This is a genomic window from Skermanella aerolata KACC 11604 (assembly GCF_000936425.1).
GTDB classification, from domain to species: domain Bacteria; phylum Pseudomonadota; class Alphaproteobacteria; order Azospirillales; family Azospirillaceae; genus Skermanella; species Skermanella aerolata.
Map to the genome: position 1 here is coordinate 103226 of NZ_AVFK01000008.1, position 19005 is coordinate 122230.

The following is a 19005-nucleotide window of genomic DNA, read 5'->3' on the forward strand; positions in this document are numbered from 1 at the left end:
TATGGCAGGTTGTCGTCTTTGGCTACGCGAAACATCCGGCCCTGTTTGTCGCACCGGCGCCGGTCCGAAAAGCTGCAAAAGGGAGGCGGAGCAAATCTGAGTAAAATTCGATCAATGTTGAATGTAGATCGATTGCCAGAGGTCATAACCCAAATGTATTATGTTACACGAGAAGCACATATGTGGCCAAAGCTCACAGTTGTTGTCAGAAAGAACTTTAGCTGAGCCAGCATTGAGGTATCTATACCGCCAAGACGACAGCGGGGACGACACGATCGTGGCTGCGTCGGTTGAATGAATACTCGATAGGGGTAGCTTAAATGAAAAAGATCCTTTTGGGGACCACCGCGATCGCAGCCGCTGCTCTGTACGCACAGGCCGCTCAGGCGCAGATCACTGTTTCCCTCGGCGGTTACACCGAGTTCTTCGGTGCTTACTACGATGACGACGCAGCCAACCGCACCAGCCGCGAATTCCAGATCGAGACGGAAATCGTCGTCCGCGCCGACGGCAAGGCCGACAACGGTCTGCTCTACGGCGCCAAGGTCGAGCTGCAGAACTCCAGCGCCGGCGGCGGTGTCTCCACCGACGAAGCGTCCGTCTATCTGTCGGGCACTTGGGGCCGTATCGAACTGGGTGACTTCGACGGCGCCGCCGACACCCTGGCCATCTACGCCCCGCTGGTCGGCATCGAGCAGATCGACGGCGACGGCTACGACTTCCTGAGCGCCACCGACGCCACGTCGGGTGCTCTCTTCGGCGCCCAGCCGTTCTTCGGTCTGGTGAAGGCTCCGGACTCGGGTGACGCGACCAAGGTCATGTACCTGACCCCGCGGTTTGCCGGTATCCAGGCTGGCGTCAGCTATGCCACCCAGAATGGCAGCGAAGCCCAGAACGTCGTCGCCCTGAAGTCTCAGACCCCGTCCTACAAGGACTTCTGGGAATTCGGTGCGAACTACACCGGCACCTTCGCCGGCTTCTCGGTCGCCGCTGGCGCCACCGCCACCACCGGCACGGGCGAGTCGCGGGCTGCCATCGAGCTGGAAGACTTCTTCGCATGGCAGGCCGGTGCCCAGGTCGGCTACGCCGGCTTCAAGTTCGGCGGCGGCTACATCGACGGTGACGACTTCGGCGCCGCCTCCGGCACCGCCGCGAGCGATGCGACCGCTTGGCACCTCGGTGCCAGCTACACCGCCGGCCCGTTCGCCGTCGGCCTGACCTATGCCGACGCCGAAGGCGCCAAGGCCGGCTTCACGACCTACGCTTCCGACTACAAGACCTACGGTGGTGGTGTTGCTTACACGATCGCTCCGGGTCTCGTCCTCCAGGGCGACTTCATGTATGTCGACGAAGACGTCGTGAACCTGACCACCGGCACGCCGGCCAGCAACGAAGGCTACGTCGCCGTCGTCAGCACCCGCCTGAACTTCTAATCAGGCAGGTTCCGGTTCGTCCGGAACAGGGTTATGGGAAAAGGGGCAGCGGTCATCCGCTGCCCCTTTTTTCATGTGCCGCTTTTTGTGTGCCGCTTGTTCAATTTCCGCTTACGCGGAGACGGTCGAGCAACCGGTCCGTCGCCATACCGGTGACATCAAGGCCCACCTCGCGCTGGAACCGCTCGATGGCGGTCCGTGTCCGATTTCCGGCGATACCGTCCGGTACGCCCGTCCTGTATCCCAGCCTGTTCAGCTCCCGCTGGATTGCCGCGATCAGGTCGCGCGCTTCCCGGTCTTTTGCGGCATTGCCAGGGGCGGAGCGGCGGCGGGCTTCGGCGAGTTGCTCCTGGGTCAGCCGTGCAGCCATCCTGTCACGCAGGGTTGCCGCGTCCTGATGGCCCGATTCGGCCGCCCGCTCGAACCAGCCATAGGCAGTCACGGGATCGCGCGGACGTCCCAGCCCGCCTTCGTAGATCCGGCCCAGCCAGTACTGGGCGTCCGGATCGCCCTCGCGGGCGACTTCTTCGAACTGCCTGGCCGCTGTCGCGAAGTCGCCGCGATTGAACGCGAAAAGCGCTTCATCGTACTGAGCCGCCGCCGGTCCTGCCATCGTTAGTGTCGCGACAACGGCCACGACCGTCAGCAGCTTTGGACGGCCCGCTGTTCCTCCCATCGGTGGAAGCCGTTCAGCTCACGATCCTCCAGGTTCCGTCGGGTTGCCGGCAGGCGTCGCCGCGTGCCTGTTCGGCCCTGCCGCCAACATAGACCGTGTGCTGATATTCCCGGCAGGTCTGGCCGCTCTGATCCTGATAGGTGCGGGTCGGTTCGATGGTGCCGCGGTTGCCGGTCTCGGGATTGCTCCACTGGATCGGCTCGCCCTGTGCGACGGCACTCTGTTCGGCCTGGGTCGCCGTCTGATGGTCGTTGCCCTGGAGATAGCCGCCGAGCTTTCCGCCGGCGAGAGCGCCCACCAGCGTACCGACCGCCGTCGCCGCCAGCTGGCCACTGCCGCCGCCGATCTGCGAACCGAGCAGCGCGCCGCCGGCAGCGCCGCCCAGCGTTCCGACGGTCTGACCGGTATTCATCCCCTCGCAGGCCCCCAGGCTCAGGGACAGGGCGGCTAAAGCCGCGATAGTGGTCCTGCGCATCATCATGACGATCTTCTCCGTTACGGGCTGGGCTGGCCCGTCAAACGTCACGAAGATTCAAAGGTTCCAGCCGTGCTGCCCCGAAAATACCGGACCTTTCGGGGAATGAAGCGCAAGGCGCGCTGTTTTCCGGTCGGGGTGATCAGACGAACCATGATTGCCGGAACGACAACGAAATCAGGAGCGAATCATGTCGCGTATGGCGATCGCCTTTCTCGGTCTTGTTCTTCTTGGGACGAGCGCCTGTGCCAATCTGATGAATTCGGGAAGCAACAAGACGCCTGAAGGCAGGTCCACGACATCCGGTGGCGCCGCACTGGGTACGCCGGGAAGCAACGGTCCCGCGACCGGCGCTCCCCGGACCAGCAACAGCCCGGGTGCCGGCGATGGAACCACGCCCGGCGACCTGATGCGTCAGGGCTCCATTCCGGGCGAGGACAAGCTGGACTGATCGGCAGAACCGGTCGAAGGGGCCGGTTGTCAGGCGACCGCTTCGGCCGACATGGCCTCTAGAGCATGAAGGGCGATCATCGTTTCCTCGCTGGTCCTGACGATCATGACCCTGGTCCGCGAGCCGGGCGCCGAGATGACGTCGGCGCCGTGGTCGTTCGCGTCTCCGTCCAGATCGACTCCTAACCATTGCAGGCCGTCACAGACCCGGCGGCGGACATTGGCGGAGTTTTCGCCGATGCCCGCCGTGAAGATAAGGGCGTCGATCCCTCCCATTGCCGCCGCCAGCGCGCCGACCTGCTTCCGGATGGCATAGACGAAATAATCGATGGCGGCAGCGGCATGGGGATCGGCGCTCTGTTCAAGATCCCGCATGTCAGAACTGATGCCCGACAGTCCTTTCAGGCCGGACTCGTGGTAGAGCAGCCGCGTCACTTCCGGGACGGTCATGCCGAGCGAGCCCATCAGATGGAGCAGAACGCCCGGGTCGAGCTGTCCGCTGCGCGTACCCATCGCAAGCCCGTCGAGCGCCGTGAAGCCCATGGTGCTTTCGACGCTGGCGCCGTCGCTGATCGCGCACATGCTGGCGCCGTTGCCTAGATGAGCGACGACGACCTTGCCATGGGCGATGTCCGGCGCGATTTCCAGCAGTCGCCGCGAGACATATTCATAGGACAGGCCGTGAAAGCCGTAGCGGCGGACACCTTGTTCGTAGAACTTGTACGGGATCGCGAAGGCTTCGGCTGCGAAGCTGTGGCCGCGATGGAACGAGGTGTCGAAGCAGGCCACCTGGAGCACGCCCGGATAACGGGTCCCGACCGCTTCGATCGGAGCCAGATTGTGCGGCTGATGCAGGGGAGCCAGCGGCACCAGTTCCCGCAGCTTCGCCATGACAGCCGGCGTGATCGCGACGGGGCCGGTGTAGTTGGAGCCGCCATGAACGACTCGGTGGCCGACCGCGAGGACTCGGGCATCGCCCAGGAAACCGTCGAGCCACTCGCTGATGACATGGAGGGCGGCATCGTGGTTGGCGGGGCCGGCACCGTCGGGCCAGCGCGTTTCAGCCAGAACCGCGCCGTCTGCGCTCTTAGCGATGAAGTGCGTGTGGGTCCCGATGCCTTCGATCTGCCCGACCGCGAGCATGCGGACCGTGTCCGGCCCGGTCGGGGTCTGGACCGAGAACTTGATGCTGCTGGATCCGGCGTTGAGGACGAGGATGCTGTCGCTCATTGTTGTGCTCCCGATACGCCGTTGAGGTCGAGCAGTGCCTTGCCGGTCTTCCGGTAGGCTTGATAAAGCTGCGCCAGGGCACAGGAGGCCAGGCGGGATTTCTCGTCGTCCGCCCGGCTGGTCAGGATGACGGGCACCTGTGCGCCGAGCACCAGACCGGCGGCATCCGCGTGGGCGATAAATGTGAGTTCCTTCGCCAGCATGTTGCCGGCCTCGAGGTTCGGCACGATCAGCACGTCGGCCCGGCCGGCGACGAGGGATGCGATGCCCTTGGTCTTCGCCGCTTCCAGATCGACCGCATTGTCCATGGCGAGCGGACCATCGACGATGCCGCCCTTGATCTGACCGCGCTCCGCCATCTTGGACAGGACGGCGGCGTCGATCGTGGACGGGATCTTGGGGTTGACCGTTTCCAGCGCGGACAGGATGCCGACGCGCGGCTGGCTGATGCCGAGCGCCAGCGCCAGGTCGATCGAGTTCTGGACGATGTCGACCTTGGTTTCCAACGACGGCAGGATGTTGATCGCGGCATCGCTGACCAGCAGCAGATGGTCCATGCCCGGCACGTCCATCACGAAGATGTGGCTGATCCTGTAGTTGGTGCGCAGCCCGGTGCCGGCCTTGGTCACTTCGTGCAGCAGCTCGTCGGAATGAAGGTTCCCCTTCATGATGGCGCCGACCTTGCCCTGGTGGACCAGCTCGACAGAATGGGCCGCCGCCGCTTCGGACTGGAGGATCTCGATCAGGGGATAGTGCGATATGTCGACGCCCATTTCAGCGGCCAAGGCGCGGATACGCTCCCCCGGACCGATCAGCACGGGATCGATCAGGCGCGCCTCGGCCGCCAGCACCGCGCCGCCCAGGGAACTGCGGTCGGTCGGGTAGACGACGGCGGTGGTCAGCGGCGGGAGCGTCTGGCAGGCATGGATCATCCGGGTAAATTTTTCATGGCGCTGGACCACCAGCTTGGGTAGTGCCGCGTCGGGAATGTCGATATGTTCGGTCGGCGCCAGCACGTCGGCGATGCCGTCCGCTACCAGCTGCCCCTTCTGGTTGGTCAGGGTGCAGTCGAGGATGACGATGCCGGGCTCGTGCTTGGCTGTTACGGTGACGGTGATCGCCAGATCGTCCCCGACATGGACGCGCTCGTGGAAGTTCAGCGTCTGGCTGCGGTACCTGGTCCCGGCGCCCGGCAGGGAATTGCCGAGAATGGCGGAAATCTGCGAACCGACCCACATGCTTGGGGCGACGGTGTCGGGATCGGTACGCCCGTCGAGGTCCTTGTCATGGGGCAGCGACAGCGGATTGAGATTTCCGGATGCGTGGGCGAAGATCACGAGATCGTTCGCCGTGCAGACCCGGTGGATCGTCGCGGTGTCGCCGACCGAAATCTCGTTGAAGGTCCGGTTCCGTGCCATGGGGTCCCTGAAGTCGCATCGGCTGTCGGGACAGCCGGGAAGTTGAGGTAACCGAGCACGGAAACGAGGCAGCGGCGTGCCACGCGCGGTTCACCAGTCCCGCTCGGCAACACCACTGTAAGGACGCACTGTTACAAGATCATTATCTTTCGCGGAGACTTGCTGCGGTGCGGCAACAAGGCGCTGGCCCGAAGGCGGGGAGGAGGCGCCGTTCCGCCCCGGCCTTGAGGTGCCGTCCCTGGCGTGACCATCCTGTCAAGGGCTGGCCAGCCAAGCGTCGTGTGGTCAGGCGTTGTGCGGTCAGGCGCTGCGCGCCTGCGGACGGTCGAAGCCCTGGTGGATCGCCCAGAGCGCCGCCTGGGTCCGGTTGGCCGCCTTGATCTTGCGGAGCAACTGCTTGACCGAGGCCTTGACGACCATTTCGCTGAGCGAAAGATGCGCCGCGATCATCCGGTTGCTGTCGCCGTTGACCAGCCGCTTCAGGATTTCCGCCTCGCGGGCCGTCAGGCCGCGCGGAGTCGGCGCATGCGGGGCCGTTACGACCATCGGCGCCATGATCTTCGGGAACAGGATCTGACCGTCCATGATCCGGTCCAGCGAAGAGGCCAGCTCGCTCGGCTCCAGCTCCTTGGTCAGGAAGCCCTGGACCGGAAGTTCTCCGATCTGGCGCATGCGGTCCAGATGCATGCTGGATGTCAGCATGACCAGCCGCGCTTCGGGGAAAGCGGCGCGCAACTGCGGGATGGTTTGCTGTGAATCGCTGCTGGGATCGACTACGACAAGCTGCGGCGCCACCACGTGGAAGGGGGACCGCATTGCCTCTTCGATCGAAGCATACTCGGCAACGACCTGGTACCGGGTGGCTTCGAGCAGACGCACCAATCCCTGGCGGAACAGGCGGTGCGGATCGATCAGCAGGGTCAGGACCGGTTTCATCGGTATTCTCCATCGCGGGAACCTGGACCAGAGAGAACCACGCGACGCTGCCGCAGGCAGTGAACTACTTCACAAGCCAACCGGAAGTTTGGTCTTTTTTATGTCTCGGGGCTTTTTGCAACAGGGGGGTGAAAGCAGGGGTTCACCCCGCATTCCTCTCCGATGACTCGCAAGGAGATCGGAATACTTCTGCAAAGAATATGCTCGATGAGGTTTTTCAATTTTCCGATAATAGGAGTTGCCTGCGGCATTTAGTCCATTACAGGACATATCCGCTTGATCGGCAAACGGGTGAACTCCTTGCTTTGCTTCATGAATCCGGATCCTGGACGTCAGCCGGAAGGCGGCGAAGCATAACAATGCTATGAGCGGAACATGCGTCGGCGTTTTCCTTGCCCATGAACACAAGCAATGATTATAAAAGTTCACTTGTCGGAAGTTCCGGGGGTAGGCTATTTAGTAAGCTGCATGAATGACAAAGCTAACTAATCAATTGCCGGCAGATTCTGGCCCCAGGGTTAATTATTTGTAAACGGGAGAGGAAATGGTTAAATTCCTGCCGGATATGCGCCGCGCCTGGTTTTTCACTGTGGTCGCGACGGCGTTTTCATTGTTAAGCTTGCATACCTCCGTACAGGCTCAGGTTATCAAGGCTGCCTACGTGGAACTGCCGCCCTATACGTATACTGACGCGTCCGGCAGTCCCCAGGGAAGTCTGGTCGAACTTCTGGCGAAGGTAGCCGCCGACGCTGGATATACCTATACGGCGGAGTCGGCACCGGCGCGCCGGCTCTTCCAGGGGGTTGTCGATGGTCAGTACGACTTGTTCATCGGCATCAAGACGCCTGAAGCGTTCCAGGGAACCACCCTCGCCAGCAAGTCGGTCATCGCCAATATCGAACTGCGGGCATGGGGGATCGGCGGAACGCCTGCCTTCAAGGCCAAAGAGGATCTTGCCGGCAAGCAGGTCATCGTCCTTACCGGCTATTCCTATGGCGGCTGGCGAACCTATATGGACGACCCGGCCAACGGCGTTCAGCTGATCGAGGCACGCACTCCCGAGCAGGCGTTGCAGTTGCTTACCGCCGGCCGCGCACCCCTTCTGCTGCAATATGCGCTGCCGATGGCGCGGGCATTGAAGGCTCAGCCGGCGCCGGACGTGCAATCCACCCTGATATCCAGTCTGGATTGCCACTTCGTCGTATCCCTGAAACGCCCGGATTCCGCAGCGCTCGTGGCCAAGCTGGATGCCAGCTACGAAAAGCTGAAGGCGGCGGGTGCGCTTCCGTGATGATTTCCGCTGGAGCCGCTGACAAGGCGGCGCCTTGATCCTTGAAGACGTTGAGCGCAAGCGGACCATGCCAACAAACAATCAGACGCCCCACGCCGCCGAAATTACCGGCCGACTTGGAATTCGCCAGAAGGCCCTGCTGCTGATCGGCGCGACGCTGCTGATTTTCGGCATGCTTTCGGTCGCCTTCACGCTGTACAAGTCCGGCGAGACAGCTTACGCGGACCTGCACACCAGGGCCGAGATCATCGCGGCCCTACAGGCGCGGTCGGCGGCGATCCCGCTTTTCGACTTCGACTTCCAGCAGGTGGCGGAGATCGTCAAGGCGTCGGCCGGCGATCCCGATTACTTGGCGAGCTTCGTGCGAGATACCAAAGCCAAGGTCGTGGCGGGGGACGGCGACCTGAAGACGGGCAGCGGCTTCATCGAGGTGATGCAGGAGATCAAGGGCGGTGCGTCCGGTCAGGCGACCAAGATCGGCGAATACGTCCTGCGTCTGAAGACGGCAAGGATCGACAGCCAGTTGCGTGAGCAGGCTCTGATCCAGATCGGGGGAGGCATCGCCTCCATGCTGATCGTCGTCGGCATCCTCTATGCCATCATCGCATCGTTCAGCGGACCGCTGGAGAAGTTGACGCGGCTGGTCGCACGGCTCGCCCACGGCGATCACGGCGTTTCGGTCCCGGATACCGACCGGCGCGACGAAATCGGAGCGCTGGCCCGTGCGGTCGACGTCCTCAAGGCGAAGGCGCAGGAGCGTGAAAGGCTGGAGGCGGAAAAGATCGCCAGCCAACGGGCCGAAGCCGCCCGGGCACACCGCCTGACCGAACTTGCGGCGGCTTTCGACAGCCGGGTCGAGCTGGCGGTCGTCGAGGTGTCGGGCACGGCCGGCCAGATGAAGGCCGGCGCCGAGGGCGTGCTGGACGGAGCGCTCCTTGCCGACAGGCGCAACTCCACGGTCGCCGATGCCGCCGGCAGGGCGTCGGAGAACGTGTCCATCGCCAGCGCCGCGGCGGAGGAATTGACGACGTCGATCCAGATCATCGCCGAAAGCGTCGGCCAATCGGTCCTGGTGTCGGAGCGCGCGATCGGCAAGGCCGAAGAAACCCGCCGCACCGTCGAGTCGCTGGCGGAGGCCGCACACAAGATCGGCGAAGTGACCGAACTGATCAACCAGATCGCCGGCCAGACGAACCTGCTGGCCCTGAACGCCACGATCGAAGCGGCCCGCGCGGGAGAGGCCGGCAAGGGCTTCGCCGTCGTAGCGAGCGAGGTCAAGAGCCTCGCCAACCAGACGGCCCGGGCGACGGACGAGATCGCCGGCCAGATCAAGGCGATCCAGTCGGTCACGCACGACACCGTCAACGCCATGCAGCAGATCTCCTCCGCGATCACCGACCTCAACGAACGCTCCGGCCGGATTTCGGCAGCGATCGGCGAGCAGCTCGGTGCGACGACGGAGATCGCCCTCCAGGTCAGCGGTGCGGCGGAAGGCGCCGAAACGGTCGCCGTGACGATCGGCGAGGCTGCCGGGGCGTCCCACGCCGTTTCGACCGCCGCGCGCGAGACCCTGGCGCTGGCTGCCCGGCTCCAGGAGCGATTCGTCGCTCTTCAAGGAGAAGTCAGGCAGTTCCTCGATTCGGTCAAGGCTGCATAGGCGGCGTGCATAGGATGAGATGTTTCCGTTCTCCGGATTGTTTATAACTCGTTGTGGCCCTTGGTCAGCGAGCGAGGGCAGTCCCGAAGCACCGGAGCACTCCTACCCTTGCGCAAGCCTGCTGGTCCCAGCGGCTTCGGCGGTATCGCCCGAGCCCTTCGCAATCCGAACTATGGTCTCTATACCGCCGGCAATGCCGCATCCCTGATCGGCACCTGGATGCAGCGCATCGCGGTAGGCTGGCTCACCTGGCAGTTGACCGGATCCGGCGCCTGGCTGGGCGCCATGGCATTCGCCGATCTGTTCCCGACCGTCATCATCGGTCCCATCGCCGGTGCCGCCGCCGACCGCTGGGACCGGCTCCGCGTCACGAAGATCAGTCAGGCGCTGGCGATGGCGCAATCGGTCGTCCTGTTCCTGCTGACCATCAGCGGCCTGATCACCATCGAGCTGCTGCTGGTCCTGACGGCGGCGCTGGGCGTAATCGCGGGATTCAACCAGCCGGCCCGTCTGGCGCTGATCCCCAGTTTGGTACGGCGAGAGGATTTGCCTGCCGCCGTCGCGATCAACTCGATCATCTTCAACTCGGCACGGTTCATCGGTCCGGCGGTCGCCGGACTCATGATCGTTGCAGGCGGAATTTCCGCCGCCTTTGCCGCCAACGCGGTCAGCTTCATCTTCTTCCTCGCGGCCCTGTCCCGGATCCGGCTGGAACCGGCGACGATCGAACCCCGGATGGAGCGGGGCTCGCTTCTGGGCGATGTCGCCGCCGGCATCCGCTATGCGGCCCATCATCCGGGAATAGCGCCGCTGCTTATGCTGCTGACGATCGTCTGCATCTGTGTCAGGCCGGTGGTGGAACTGCTGCCGGGCTTCGCTGCGGCTGTCTTCGCGTCCGGGGCGGAGGGTCTGGCCGTGCTGACATCGACGGTGGGAGCGGGCGCCGTGCTCGGTGGATTGTGGCTGGCGCGGCGAAGCGGCGATCCCGCCGGACTGACTACCCTTGCACTCGGAAATACCCTGGTGCTGGCGCTCGCACTGCTCGCCTTCGTCGCCAGCGACCGGTGGTGGATCGCCTTGCCGGCACTGGCGGTTCTCGGTGCCTGCATGGTTGTGACCGGCGTCGGAACGCAGACCCTGCTTCAGTTGTCGGTCGATGGATCGATGCGCGGCAGAGTGCTCAGTCTTTACGGCATCATCTTCCGTGGAGGTCCCGCGGTCGGCGCCCTCATCATGGGCATCGCATCCGAACGAGCCGGCCTGCGTCTGCCGCTGGCCGTCGGAGCGGTGGTCGCCGTGCTGGCGTGGTTGTGGACCTGGTCGTCGCGCTCAAGAATTACCGACGCGCTGGAGGAGCCGGAACACGCCGACTGAACCGAACTCGGGTTTGGCAATATAAAATTCTGATGACGGCAAAAAGATTTCAAAATCTAAGAAACTGAATTACCAAACAATTGTTTTAATTTTGGATCGCTCCATTGCAGTCATCACCTCACGCTTTAGTACAGTTCATTCCTTCAATTCCTATTGTTTTCGTCATATTCCATAAGCTATAGTCGCTCATCTCTGATCTCCCAGATTGCTCGGTTTCAGTTAGCGGTGATTGAAAACAATGCAGTTACTTTCGATCCCCTCGTCGATCTTGCCGGTCGTTTCGCCGACCCAGCCGGTCGATCAGGCAACCCGACCTTGCCGTGTCGTCGTGATCGACGATGACTGGGCGGTCGGGCAAGCGTTCGCTTGGGCGCTGGAGGACATGAATTGCCAAGTCATTGCGGCTTCACATGTAGCCGACGCCCTGGCTCAAATAAGGCGTCGGGGGTTCGTTCCGGATGCCGTGATCGTGGACTATCATCTTGACGGTGAAATGTCGGGTTTGAAGGCCATTCACCTGCTTCGTCGCTTGTTGGGTCCGGGTATTCCCGGCGTGATCATCACGGGCGACATATCCGTCAATGAGCTTGTCGAGCCGGCGGCAGAGAATATTCGATGGCTGTACAAGCCGGTCGGTTATTCAACGCTTGCTGCCATGGTCAGCGAGTTCGTGTCTGCAATGAACCGGTCGCAGGTGGCTGCCGATCATTGATACCTGGACTTCCTGGTTCGCCTCCGAACCGTCGCTCGTGAGGAATCGTCGCAAGCCGATAGTCAAATACGGATAGGCTATGCCATACCTTTGGATCTACCGGTCCTGGGAATTGGTTTGATGGCACTGAAGCTAGGCAGGATGATAGTTCGCCTGGGCAAATTACTCGGCATTCTGCGCGGTTTGCGGCTGAGGCTCGTCCTGCTGGCCACCTGCGGGATCGCTCCCCTCACCTTGCTGGTCGGCGAGATCCTGGACGCGCAGCGTCAGGAGGAATTGTCGGAAGCACGTCAGTCGGTTATCCGTCTTACCCGCGAGGCGGGACACCGACAGGCCGATCTCCTGTCGAACGTTGAGAATCTTCTGGGGATCCTGACGTCCATCCCGTCCGTCAGGAATCACGATGCGAGCATTTGCAGCGACATACTTGCCGATATCTTCTCGCACGAAAAAGGTCTGACCAATATTTGGACTGCAAGGCTGGACGGCAGCGTCTCCTGCTCCGACGATCCGGCCGGCCTCCAGCTCAGCATGAGCCAGCGGCAATACTTCCAAGATGCGCTCGATACGGGCGAATTCGTCGTCAGCAACTATATCGTCGGGCGGCTGAGCGGCCGTCCCGTCCTGGCCACGGCGCTTCCCTTCCGGTCCGACGACCGGAGACCGGATGGCGGCGGATTCGATGGCGTCGTATTCGCGAGCATCGATATCGACTGGCTGTACCACCTTGCCGGATACGAGGTCGATGGAACCGAACTGGCGCTCGTGCTGATCGATGCCAACGGCACCATTTTGGCCACGAAACCGCAACGGCCTGATCTCGTCGGCAAATCGATGCCCGATCACTCGCTCATACAGGCAATGCTGGCTTCCCCCGAAGGTCAGGGTGAACTGCCGGATATCGAAGGCGTCCAGCGGATCTTCGCTCATGTTTCCCTGACCGGAACAGGCGCCAAGCTTGCCTTGGGCATCGATCGCGCCGCGATTTTGGAGGAGGTGGATCAGCAGCGTCTGTTGAGTTTCGCCACCTTGCTTCTCGTCGCGTTCGGCTCGATCGTGATAGCGGCGCTTGCCGGCGAATTCCTGATACTCCGCTGGCTGGATGCGGTGAGGGAGGCGGCGGCACGGTTGGGCAGAGGGGACCTTTCCGTCAGGGCGCCGCTGCCCCCCGGTGGCGAACTCCGCGAACTGGCGGGCGCCTTCAACGACATGGCCGACTGTCTTGAGCAACGGGAGCGAAGCCGGATCGAGTCGGAAGCGCGGTTCCGGGACATGGCGGAGGTTTCGAGCGACTGGTTCTGGGAAACCGGAACCGACCACCGGTTTACGTATATGTCTCAAGGTATCCGCATGATCGGTGCCGACAGTTCACGTTTCATCGGGAAAATGCGGCAGGATCTGGCGACCTCCCTGCAAACCGAGGAAGAGCAGGCTGCCTGGGTCGAACTCGCCGCGACGCTGGAAGCGCGCAGGCCGTTCCGCAACTTTATCTACCGGGTCGTCGGGGCCGGCGGTACGGATCATTTTGTCGCCAGCAGTGGAAAGCCGGTCTTCGATAACGATGGCGTTTTCGTCGGCTACCGCGGGGTGGGTCGCGACATGACCGATGCGGTCGAGACATCCCGTGCGATCACCAAGGCCCGTGAACAGGCGGAGGCGGCCAACCGGGCCAAATCAAGGTTTCTGGCGGTGATGAGCCACGAGCTGCGGACTCCCATGACGGGCGTGCTCGGCACCATCGATCTGCTGGGCAGCACGCGTCTTTCAGTCGAGCAGAGCCAGTGGCTCGACATCATGAGGATCTCGGCGAAAACGCTCATGAAGGTCTTGAACGACATCCTCGATTTCTCAAAGATCGAAGCGGATCAGATAAAGTTCGAGTCGATCGACTTTCCGCTCCAGCAAGTCGTCGACGAGGTTGTCAGGCTTTTCGAGCGCTCGGCCCTCAACAAGGGTGTCGTGCTGGAACAGATGAGCGATGGCGTCGAAAACAGGATCGTTCGCGGCGACCCGACCCGCCTGCGCCAAGTGTTGCTGAATCTTGTCGGCAATGCGGTCAAGTTCACCGAGCATGGCCGCATTACGATCAGGGTTGTGGCTCAGTCCGCAGGAAAGGAGACGTTGAGCGTCCGTTTCCAGGTGCAGGATACCGGCATCGGTATCGGAGAGGCTGAACGCGCCAACCTGTTCCAGTCCTTCTCGCAGGCCGACAGTACGACGACGCGCCGATTTGGCGGCACGGGTCTTGGGCTTGCGATTTGCAAGCGCCTAGTGGAAGGCATGGGAGGGAAGATCGGACTGGACAGCAGGCCGGGCGGCGGTTCGACCTTCTGGTTTACCGTGCCTCTGGGGATCGGCAGCGTCGCGGATCGCTCCGACCTCGCCAGGAAGGGCGTTCCTGTTCCGATACCGCGCCGAATACTTCTGGCGGACGACAACGACCTGAACCGCTTGCTGCTGGTCAGCATCCTCAAGCGGGCCGGGCACAGCGTCGTGGCTGTCGAGAACGGTCTGGCCGCGGTCGAGGCTGCCGGCACTGCCCGGTTCGATGTCGTTATTCTCGACCTTCAAATGCCGGTCATGGGGGGGCAGGAGGCGGCGGCCAGAATACGTTCCATGGGCAAGGATGATGATGCAGGAACGTCCTGCGGCATTCCGCTCATCGCCTTGACGGCCGACGCCCGACCGGACGGCGCGGGAGAGGATACGATCGATGGGATTGCCGAATTCGACTGCTGGCTGACGAAGCCGATCGACTCGCTGCAACTGAACAAGGCGATCGAAGAGTGTATCCACAAGGCGGAAAAAGCTGTGCACGCCGCAATACGCTGAGGAACAGCCGCCGCGATGGCCCGTTAGCGTCGGACAGCAAATCGGCTTGGATGGCGTAATCGCGCTGTTATGGCCCGAAGAGCCTAATACGTTGATGATATCGGCGGATGATGCCGTGAACGGTTATCTCGGCTGCCGCTACAGGGGATGAGTGGGAAATGAGCCTGATCGACGACGTTGAAAAGCGGGTGAAGCAACGCGCTTACGAGATTTGGGAGCGGGAAGGGTGTCCCGAGGGGCGGGAAGCCGACCACTGGGCGCTGGCGAAGGAGGAAGTCGCCATCGAGGACAATCAGAGCCAGGCGCTGATGCCCAATCCCTCGCAAGGAGGCGATGATACCGTCGTCCACCCCGAACCGGTGGAGCCGCTGCTTGCCGCTGAAAATCTGGGCGAAGATACCGGCGGGCCGACCAATCAGTCCGAAGAGCAGCCCTTGCCGAAGAAGACGCGGGCGCGGCGGCCATCAGGTACCGAGACGGCTACGACAACGCGGACTAGGAAGGGCAAAGCCAAGGAATAACCGCCCGGCGGATGGGCAGCCTATCGAAGAAGTCCAAGCGGGCGGCGGTGCTCAGGCCGCGTCGCTGACGGCAATCAGACCGCCCAGTGCGCCGTAGGCTTTCCTGTCCGCCCTCATCAGCTCCAGCGTTTCGCGCAGGCTTTCCTGCGCGAAGACGCAGGTCTGGCGGTCAAGCTCGGCGCGGGTCAGTTCAATGAAGCTGTCGAGCAGGCGGGCATGCACGCGGCAGGCAGAACGGAGTTCGGAGGCAATCACGGGGGAACGCATGGCGGCTGGCCCTTCGGCTCATGTTGAACGTAGAGCCATTTAGCGTTTCAGCTGTTAAAGACTGGTAAATGAACGCGTTAACAAGTTCTTTGCAGAAGAACTACCTCTTTTGAGTAATCTGCTTACTCCACCATCCGTTTCTTGCCATCACTTTCCGTGTGTGAAGTAGCCGGCCCATTTAGCCCTTCATTTGGGCTCGGACCAGACGCTCCGGCTTTCGGCTCCGGCCGGGGCGGTATCAGCCCGGTAAGCCGCGCATATGCGGCTCCACGAAATTCCTCCATGACACCGGCGACTTCTTCCTGTGAGCGGCCAAGCGATCTCAGCAGCGTCCCGGCGAGGTGCAGACTACCCTCCATCATCTCGGGTACGACATGGGTGGCGCCGGCCTCCTGGAGATGGATCTGGTGCTCGTGATCGCGAGCACGGGCATGGATGTCGAGCAGAGGACACAGCCTGCGGATCGCCGCGACGGCGCGCTCGGCGGCCAACGGCTGGTCGAGCGTCACCACGGCCGCACGGGCACGGCCTATTCCAGCGGCCTTGAGGACTTCCACCCGGCTGGCGTCGCCGTAGTAGATGGGAAGGCCGCGCGCGCGGCCTTCGGCGATCCGCGAAGGTTCCAGGTCGAACGCCATATAGGGGAGCCGCTGCGCCTCCAGCAGGCGGGCGACGGTCTGGCCGACCCTGCCAAAGCCGGCGATGATGACGTGGCCCTTGAAATCGCGGGCGTCCTGTTCGGTCCTGCGCAGTTCCGCCAGTTCGTTCCTGGGAGTCAAAGCAACAGCCAGACGCCGTCCAGCCGTCATCAGGAACGGGGTCAGCGCCATGCTGAGGGCGACCACGGCAAGCATCATCTGTCCGGTTTCCATCGACAGGATGCCCAGCGTCATGGCGAGACTGAACAGCACGAAGGCGAACTCACCGCCCTGTCCCAGGCTGAGGCCGACATGGGTGGACACCGCCATCGGAAAGCCGAAGGCGCGGCACAGGCCGGTCATGACGAGTGCCTTGCCAGCCACCAGCGCCGTCACCAGCATCACGACGACGGCCGCATGCTCCACGACGAGGGAGAGGTCGATCGACATCCCGATGGTCATGAAGAACAGGGCCAGAAGGATGCCGCGGAACGGTTCGATGTCGCCTTCGACCTGGTGGCGGTACTCGGTCTCGGCGATCAGGAGACCGGCCAGGAAAGCTCCCAGGGCCATCGACAGTCCGGCCATCTCGGTGAGATAGCTGACGCCAAGGACCACCAGCAGGGTGACGCCGGTGAACAGTTCCGGCGACTTTGCCGAGGCGACGATCCGGAGAGCCGGGCGGAGGAGCAGCCGTCCGACGATCAGGATGACGACCAGGGCTCCGACCGCCTTGAGCGCCGCCAGCCCCAGCGCCCCGGCGAGGCGAGTGTCGTGGGAGGCCAGCAGCGGCACGAGCGTCAGCAGCGGCACCACCGCCAGATCCTGGAGCAGCAGGATCGCGAAGGAGACGCGGCCGTGGCGGGTCGGCAACTCGCCCCGTTCGACCAGGATCTGGAGAACGATGGCGGTCGAAGACAAGGCAAGTCCGCCGGCCAGGATTACGGCGGCCTCCCGGGGCTGGCCCAGCCAGCGCGCCGCCAGCCAGAACAGGCCGGCCGTCAGGACGACCTGCAAGGTTCCCAAGCCGAAGACGTGGCTGCGGATCGCCTTCAGGCGCTCGATCGAGAGTTCGAGTCCGATGGTGAACAGCAGGAAGACCACGCCGAAATTGGCGAGGATCGTCACGCCGGAAATGTCGGAAACGATCCCGAGGGCCGAAGGCCCGATCAGCGTTCCGGCGACGAGGTATCCGAGCACGGGGCTCGAGCGCAGCCGCTGGAAGATCGGCACGACCAGAACGGCGGCGGCAAGAATGATCAGGACATCGTGCAGGTCTTGACTGGAGGGGTGCATGCTCGCGCGCTCGGATCGGAATTCGGATGAAGAGCCGTATCGAGGAGATGCTTACTCGCCCCGGACCTCCTCCACCATATCGACCAGACGCGTATAATCCTTTACGACCAGGGTGTGGCCGCGACGTTCGACAAGGCCGCTGCGGGCGAGGTCGCTCAGGACCCGTGCAACCGTTTCGCGTGTCGTGCTGACCCGGCTGGCGATGTCGCCATGAACGGGGATCGGGGTGATTTCCGCCGTGTTGTCAGGGCGGAGGCCCGGCTTGGCGAGCCGGACGATCTCGGCATGGACCCGGTTGTTGGCACCGAGCGTGCTCAGGTCCATGATCCTTCCAGTTGCATTACGGATGACTGCGGCCATTCGCTGCATGACGATCAGCGCCACGCGCGGATGGGTCGTCACGATCTCCTGGAACAAGCGCGGCGGTACGAAGGCGATCAGCGTATCGGTCAGGGCGATGACGGTCGCCGAGCGGCGGCCACCGTCCAGAGCCGACAACTCGCCCATGTAGCCGCCGGCGGAAACGTCGTCGAAGCTGATCTCCCGGCCCGACATTGAGAACATGACGACGCGCACGCGCCCTTCCACCACGAGACAGGCGTCCCTCGTATCGCTCAGGTGATCGATGATCTGCTCATCTTCCTTGTACCGGCGCCACCGGCACTGCCGGACGATGGTCGCCCGCTCTTCCGGCGTCAGGGACGCAAACAGATCGATCTGATCGAGCGAGGCGATCTGCGCTTCCGACACTGTTGAATTCTCCTGATGAACATCGATTGGGTCGGAGGATACCTCACGCGGACCGCCGCCGCGACCCTCCAGAATTCCCCTCGAATAAGCCGCGCAGCACCGTACGGAGTTGTTGCATGCGGCTATACTCGACCGATTTATAGCAGGACGGGAAACAAGCCATTGTGCCGCAGCTTGCGGCGGCCCATCATCCGTTCCTTTGTCAGTCCAAGATTTGGAAAGTCAGGTTCAGCCCTTGCTCCCCAGCGATCCCGTCAAGACCACCGATCCAGCGGCCCTCGAAGCGGGCAAGACCGGCAAACCGTTGCGGATCGGCCTTCTGGCCCGCATCCGCGCCTATTTCCTGGCCGGCATCCTGGTAACGGCGCCAGTCGCCATCACGCTCTATCTAGCCTGGGCGGTCATCGATCTGATCGACAATTCCGTCTCCAGGCTGCTGCCGGCGCAGTACAACCCGGAAAACTACATGCCGTTCAGCGTGCCCGGACTTGGCGTGCTGATCGTCATCCTGACGCTGACGCTGATCGGCGCCTTTACGGCAGGGGTGATCGGGCGTCTGGTGATCCGCATGGGCGAGGGCGTACTGGCCCGCATGCCGATCATCCGGAGCGTCTACGCCGCCACCAAGCAGATCATGGAGACGGTGCTGGCCAACCAGTCCGCCGCCTTCCGCGAGGTCGTGCTGCTGGAGTATCCCCGGCGCGGGATCTGGACGCTGGGTTTCATCTCCGGCCAGACCCATGGCGAGGTGCGGGACCTGAGCGCCGACGATGTCGTCAACGTGTTCGTGCCGACCACGCCGAACCCGACCTCGGGCTTCCTGCTGTTCGTCCCGCGTTCCGAGCTGCACGTACTGTCTATGACGGTCGAGGAAGGCATCAAGATGGTGGTTTCCAGCGGTATCGTGACTCCGCCGGAACGGCGCAAGGTGGAAGGGGAGGCGGTAACCGAAGCGCCGGTACGGGCTGCGGCGACGGTCGAGTAGGGCGGCTCACCGACCGTTTTGTCCCGGCTGCTGGGGCCGATGACGGAATTCAGGCGTTACCACC

Annotated in this window: 17 protein-coding genes; 9 read left to right on the plus strand and 8 right to left on the minus strand. The window is 62.9% G+C overall.

Translation table 11 applies throughout. The features are described from left to right. The first annotated feature begins 320 nt into the window (after positions 1-320). A complete protein-coding gene (locus N826_RS12500; RefSeq protein WP_044429167.1) occupies positions 321-1433 on the plus strand; it encodes a porin in 1113 nt (370 codons plus the stop codon). Between the two features lie 100 nt (positions 1434-1533). Here the strand turns inward: N826_RS12500 and N826_RS12505 are convergent, their stop codons facing one another. Continuing rightward, complete coding sequence (locus N826_RS12505; RefSeq protein ID WP_044429168.1) at positions 1534-2109, minus strand: peptidoglycan-binding protein; 576 nt, start codon at positions 2107-2109, stop codon at positions 1534-1536. A gap of 13 nt (positions 2110-2122) precedes the next feature. Then, complete coding sequence (locus N826_RS12510; RefSeq protein ID WP_084720701.1) at positions 2123-2590, minus strand: RT0821/Lpp0805 family surface protein; 468 nt, start codon at positions 2588-2590, stop codon at positions 2123-2125. 184 nt (positions 2591-2774) lie between these two features. Here N826_RS12510 and N826_RS12515 point away from each other — a divergent pair, with 184 nt between their 5' ends. Further along, positions 2775-3035, plus strand: coding sequence for a hypothetical protein (locus tag N826_RS12515; RefSeq protein WP_147040496.1), 261 nt, complete (start codon positions 2775-2777; stop codon positions 3033-3035). Between the two features lie 29 nt (positions 3036-3064). Here the strand turns inward: N826_RS12515 and N826_RS12520 are convergent, their stop codons facing one another. The 3 genes from N826_RS12520 to N826_RS12530 form a co-directional block, all read right to left on the minus strand. Beyond that, positions 3065-4264 carry an acetate/propionate family kinase gene (locus N826_RS12520; protein WP_044429170.1) on the minus strand — a complete coding sequence of 400 codons (1200 nt, stop codon included), beginning with the start codon at positions 4262-4264 and terminating at the stop codon, positions 3065-3067. Next, complete coding sequence (locus tag N826_RS12525) at positions 4261-5682, minus strand: bifunctional enoyl-CoA hydratase/phosphate acetyltransferase (protein ID WP_044429171.1); 1422 nt, start codon at positions 5680-5682, stop codon at positions 4261-4263. The genes N826_RS12520 and N826_RS12525 overlap by 4 nt, the downstream gene beginning before the upstream one ends. Before the next feature lie 300 nt (positions 5683-5982). After that, the gene (locus N826_RS12530) at positions 5983-6618 is read right to left on the minus strand and encodes a LuxR C-terminal-related transcriptional regulator (protein ID WP_044429172.1); all 636 of its coding nucleotides are present in this window, start codon (positions 6616-6618) and stop codon (positions 5983-5985) included. Positions 6619-7237: 619 nt separating this feature from the next. Between N826_RS12530 and N826_RS12535 the strand changes: the two genes are divergently transcribed. The 6 genes from N826_RS12535 (at position 7238) to N826_RS12560 (ending at position 15005) form a co-directional block, all read left to right on the plus strand. Beyond that, entirely contained in the window at positions 7238-7909 is a 672-nt protein-coding gene (locus N826_RS12535; RefSeq protein ID WP_169789334.1) for a substrate-binding periplasmic protein, read from the plus strand. Between the two features lie 67 nt (positions 7910-7976). After that, a complete protein-coding gene (locus N826_RS12540; protein WP_147040494.1) occupies positions 7977-9566 on the plus strand; it encodes a methyl-accepting chemotaxis protein in 1590 nt (529 codons plus the stop codon). 108 nt (positions 9567-9674) lie between these two features. Continuing rightward, positions 9675-10940, plus strand: coding sequence for an MFS transporter (locus tag N826_RS12545; RefSeq protein WP_052831130.1), 1266 nt, complete (start codon positions 9675-9677; stop codon positions 10938-10940). Positions 10941-11178: 238 nt separating this feature from the next. After that, positions 11179-11652 carry a response regulator gene (locus N826_RS12550; protein ID WP_044429175.1) on the plus strand — a complete coding sequence of 158 codons (474 nt, stop codon included), beginning with the start codon at positions 11179-11181 and terminating at the stop codon, positions 11650-11652. A gap of 120 nt (positions 11653-11772) precedes the next feature. Then, positions 11773-14484 (plus strand): ATP-binding protein, encoded by a 2712-nt coding sequence (locus N826_RS39935; RefSeq protein ID WP_052831132.1) that lies wholly within the window; start codon positions 11773-11775, stop codon positions 14482-14484. Between the two features lie 158 nt (positions 14485-14642). After that, on the plus strand, positions 14643-15005 hold the full coding sequence (locus N826_RS12560; RefSeq protein ID WP_084720703.1) for a DUF2934 domain-containing protein: 363 nt from the start codon (positions 14643-14645) through the stop codon (positions 15003-15005). A gap of 51 nt (positions 15006-15056) precedes the next feature. Here the strand turns inward: N826_RS12560 and N826_RS12565 are convergent, their stop codons facing one another. The 3 genes from N826_RS12565 to N826_RS12575 all read right to left on the minus strand — a co-directional run bounded on the left by N826_RS12565 (position 15057) and on the right by N826_RS12575 (position 17956). Then, on the minus strand, positions 15057-15272 hold the full coding sequence (locus tag N826_RS12565; RefSeq protein ID WP_044429177.1) for a hypothetical protein: 216 nt from the start codon (positions 15270-15272) through the stop codon (positions 15057-15059). A gap of 122 nt (positions 15273-15394) precedes the next feature. Then, positions 15395-17206, minus strand: a complete 1812-nt coding sequence (locus N826_RS12570) for a monovalent cation:proton antiporter-2 (CPA2) family protein (protein ID WP_063772247.1) — start codon at positions 17204-17206, stop codon at positions 15395-15397. A gap of 51 nt (positions 17207-17257) precedes the next feature. Further along, a complete protein-coding gene (locus N826_RS12575; RefSeq protein ID WP_044429179.1) occupies positions 17258-17956 on the minus strand; it encodes a Crp/Fnr family transcriptional regulator in 699 nt (232 codons plus the stop codon). A gap of 235 nt (positions 17957-18191) precedes the next feature. Between N826_RS12575 and N826_RS12580 the strand changes: the two genes are divergently transcribed. Beyond that, positions 18192-18941 (plus strand): DUF502 domain-containing protein, encoded by a 750-nt coding sequence (locus tag N826_RS12580; RefSeq protein WP_063772248.1) that lies wholly within the window; start codon positions 18192-18194, stop codon positions 18939-18941. Positions 18942-19005: the final 64 nt, after the last annotated feature.

Bases quoted from the DNA above. Each gene is read 5' to 3' on its own strand.
- N826_RS12500 (WP_044429167.1), top strand. From the start codon at position 321: ATGAAAAAGATCCTTTTGGGGACCACCGCGATCGCAGCCGCTGCTCTG.
- N826_RS12505 (WP_044429168.1), bottom strand. From the start codon at position 2,109: ATGGGAGGAACAGCGGGCCGTCCAAAGCTGCTGACGGTCGTGGCCGTT.
- N826_RS12510 (WP_084720701.1), bottom strand. From the start codon at position 2,590: ATGATGATGCGCAGGACCACTATCGCGGCTTTAGCCGCCCTGTCCCTG.
- N826_RS12515 (WP_147040496.1), top strand. From the start codon at position 2,775: ATGTCGCGTATGGCGATCGCCTTTCTCGGTCTTGTTCTTCTTGGGACG.
- N826_RS12520 (WP_044429170.1), bottom strand. From the start codon at position 4,264: ATGAGCGACAGCATCCTCGTCCTCAACGCCGGATCCAGCAGCATCAAG.
- N826_RS12525 (WP_044429171.1), bottom strand. From the start codon at position 5,682: ATGGCACGGAACCGGACCTTCAACGAGATTTCGGTCGGCGACACCGCG.
- N826_RS12530 (WP_044429172.1), bottom strand. From the start codon at position 6,618: ATGAAACCGGTCCTGACCCTGCTGATCGATCCGCACCGCCTGTTCCGC.
- N826_RS12540 (WP_147040494.1), top strand. From the start codon at position 7,977: ATGCCAACAAACAATCAGACGCCCCACGCCGCCGAAATTACCGGCCGA.
- N826_RS12550 (WP_044429175.1), top strand. From the start codon at position 11,179: ATGCAGTTACTTTCGATCCCCTCGTCGATCTTGCCGGTCGTTTCGCCG.
- N826_RS39935 (WP_052831132.1), top strand. From the start codon at position 11,773: ATGGCACTGAAGCTAGGCAGGATGATAGTTCGCCTGGGCAAATTACTC.
- N826_RS12560 (WP_084720703.1), top strand. From the start codon at position 14,643: ATGAGCCTGATCGACGACGTTGAAAAGCGGGTGAAGCAACGCGCTTAC.
- N826_RS12565 (WP_044429177.1), bottom strand. From the start codon at position 15,272: ATGCGTTCCCCCGTGATTGCCTCCGAACTCCGTTCTGCCTGCCGCGTG.
- N826_RS12570 (WP_063772247.1), bottom strand. From the start codon at position 17,206: ATGCACCCCTCCAGTCAAGACCTGCACGATGTCCTGATCATTCTTGCC.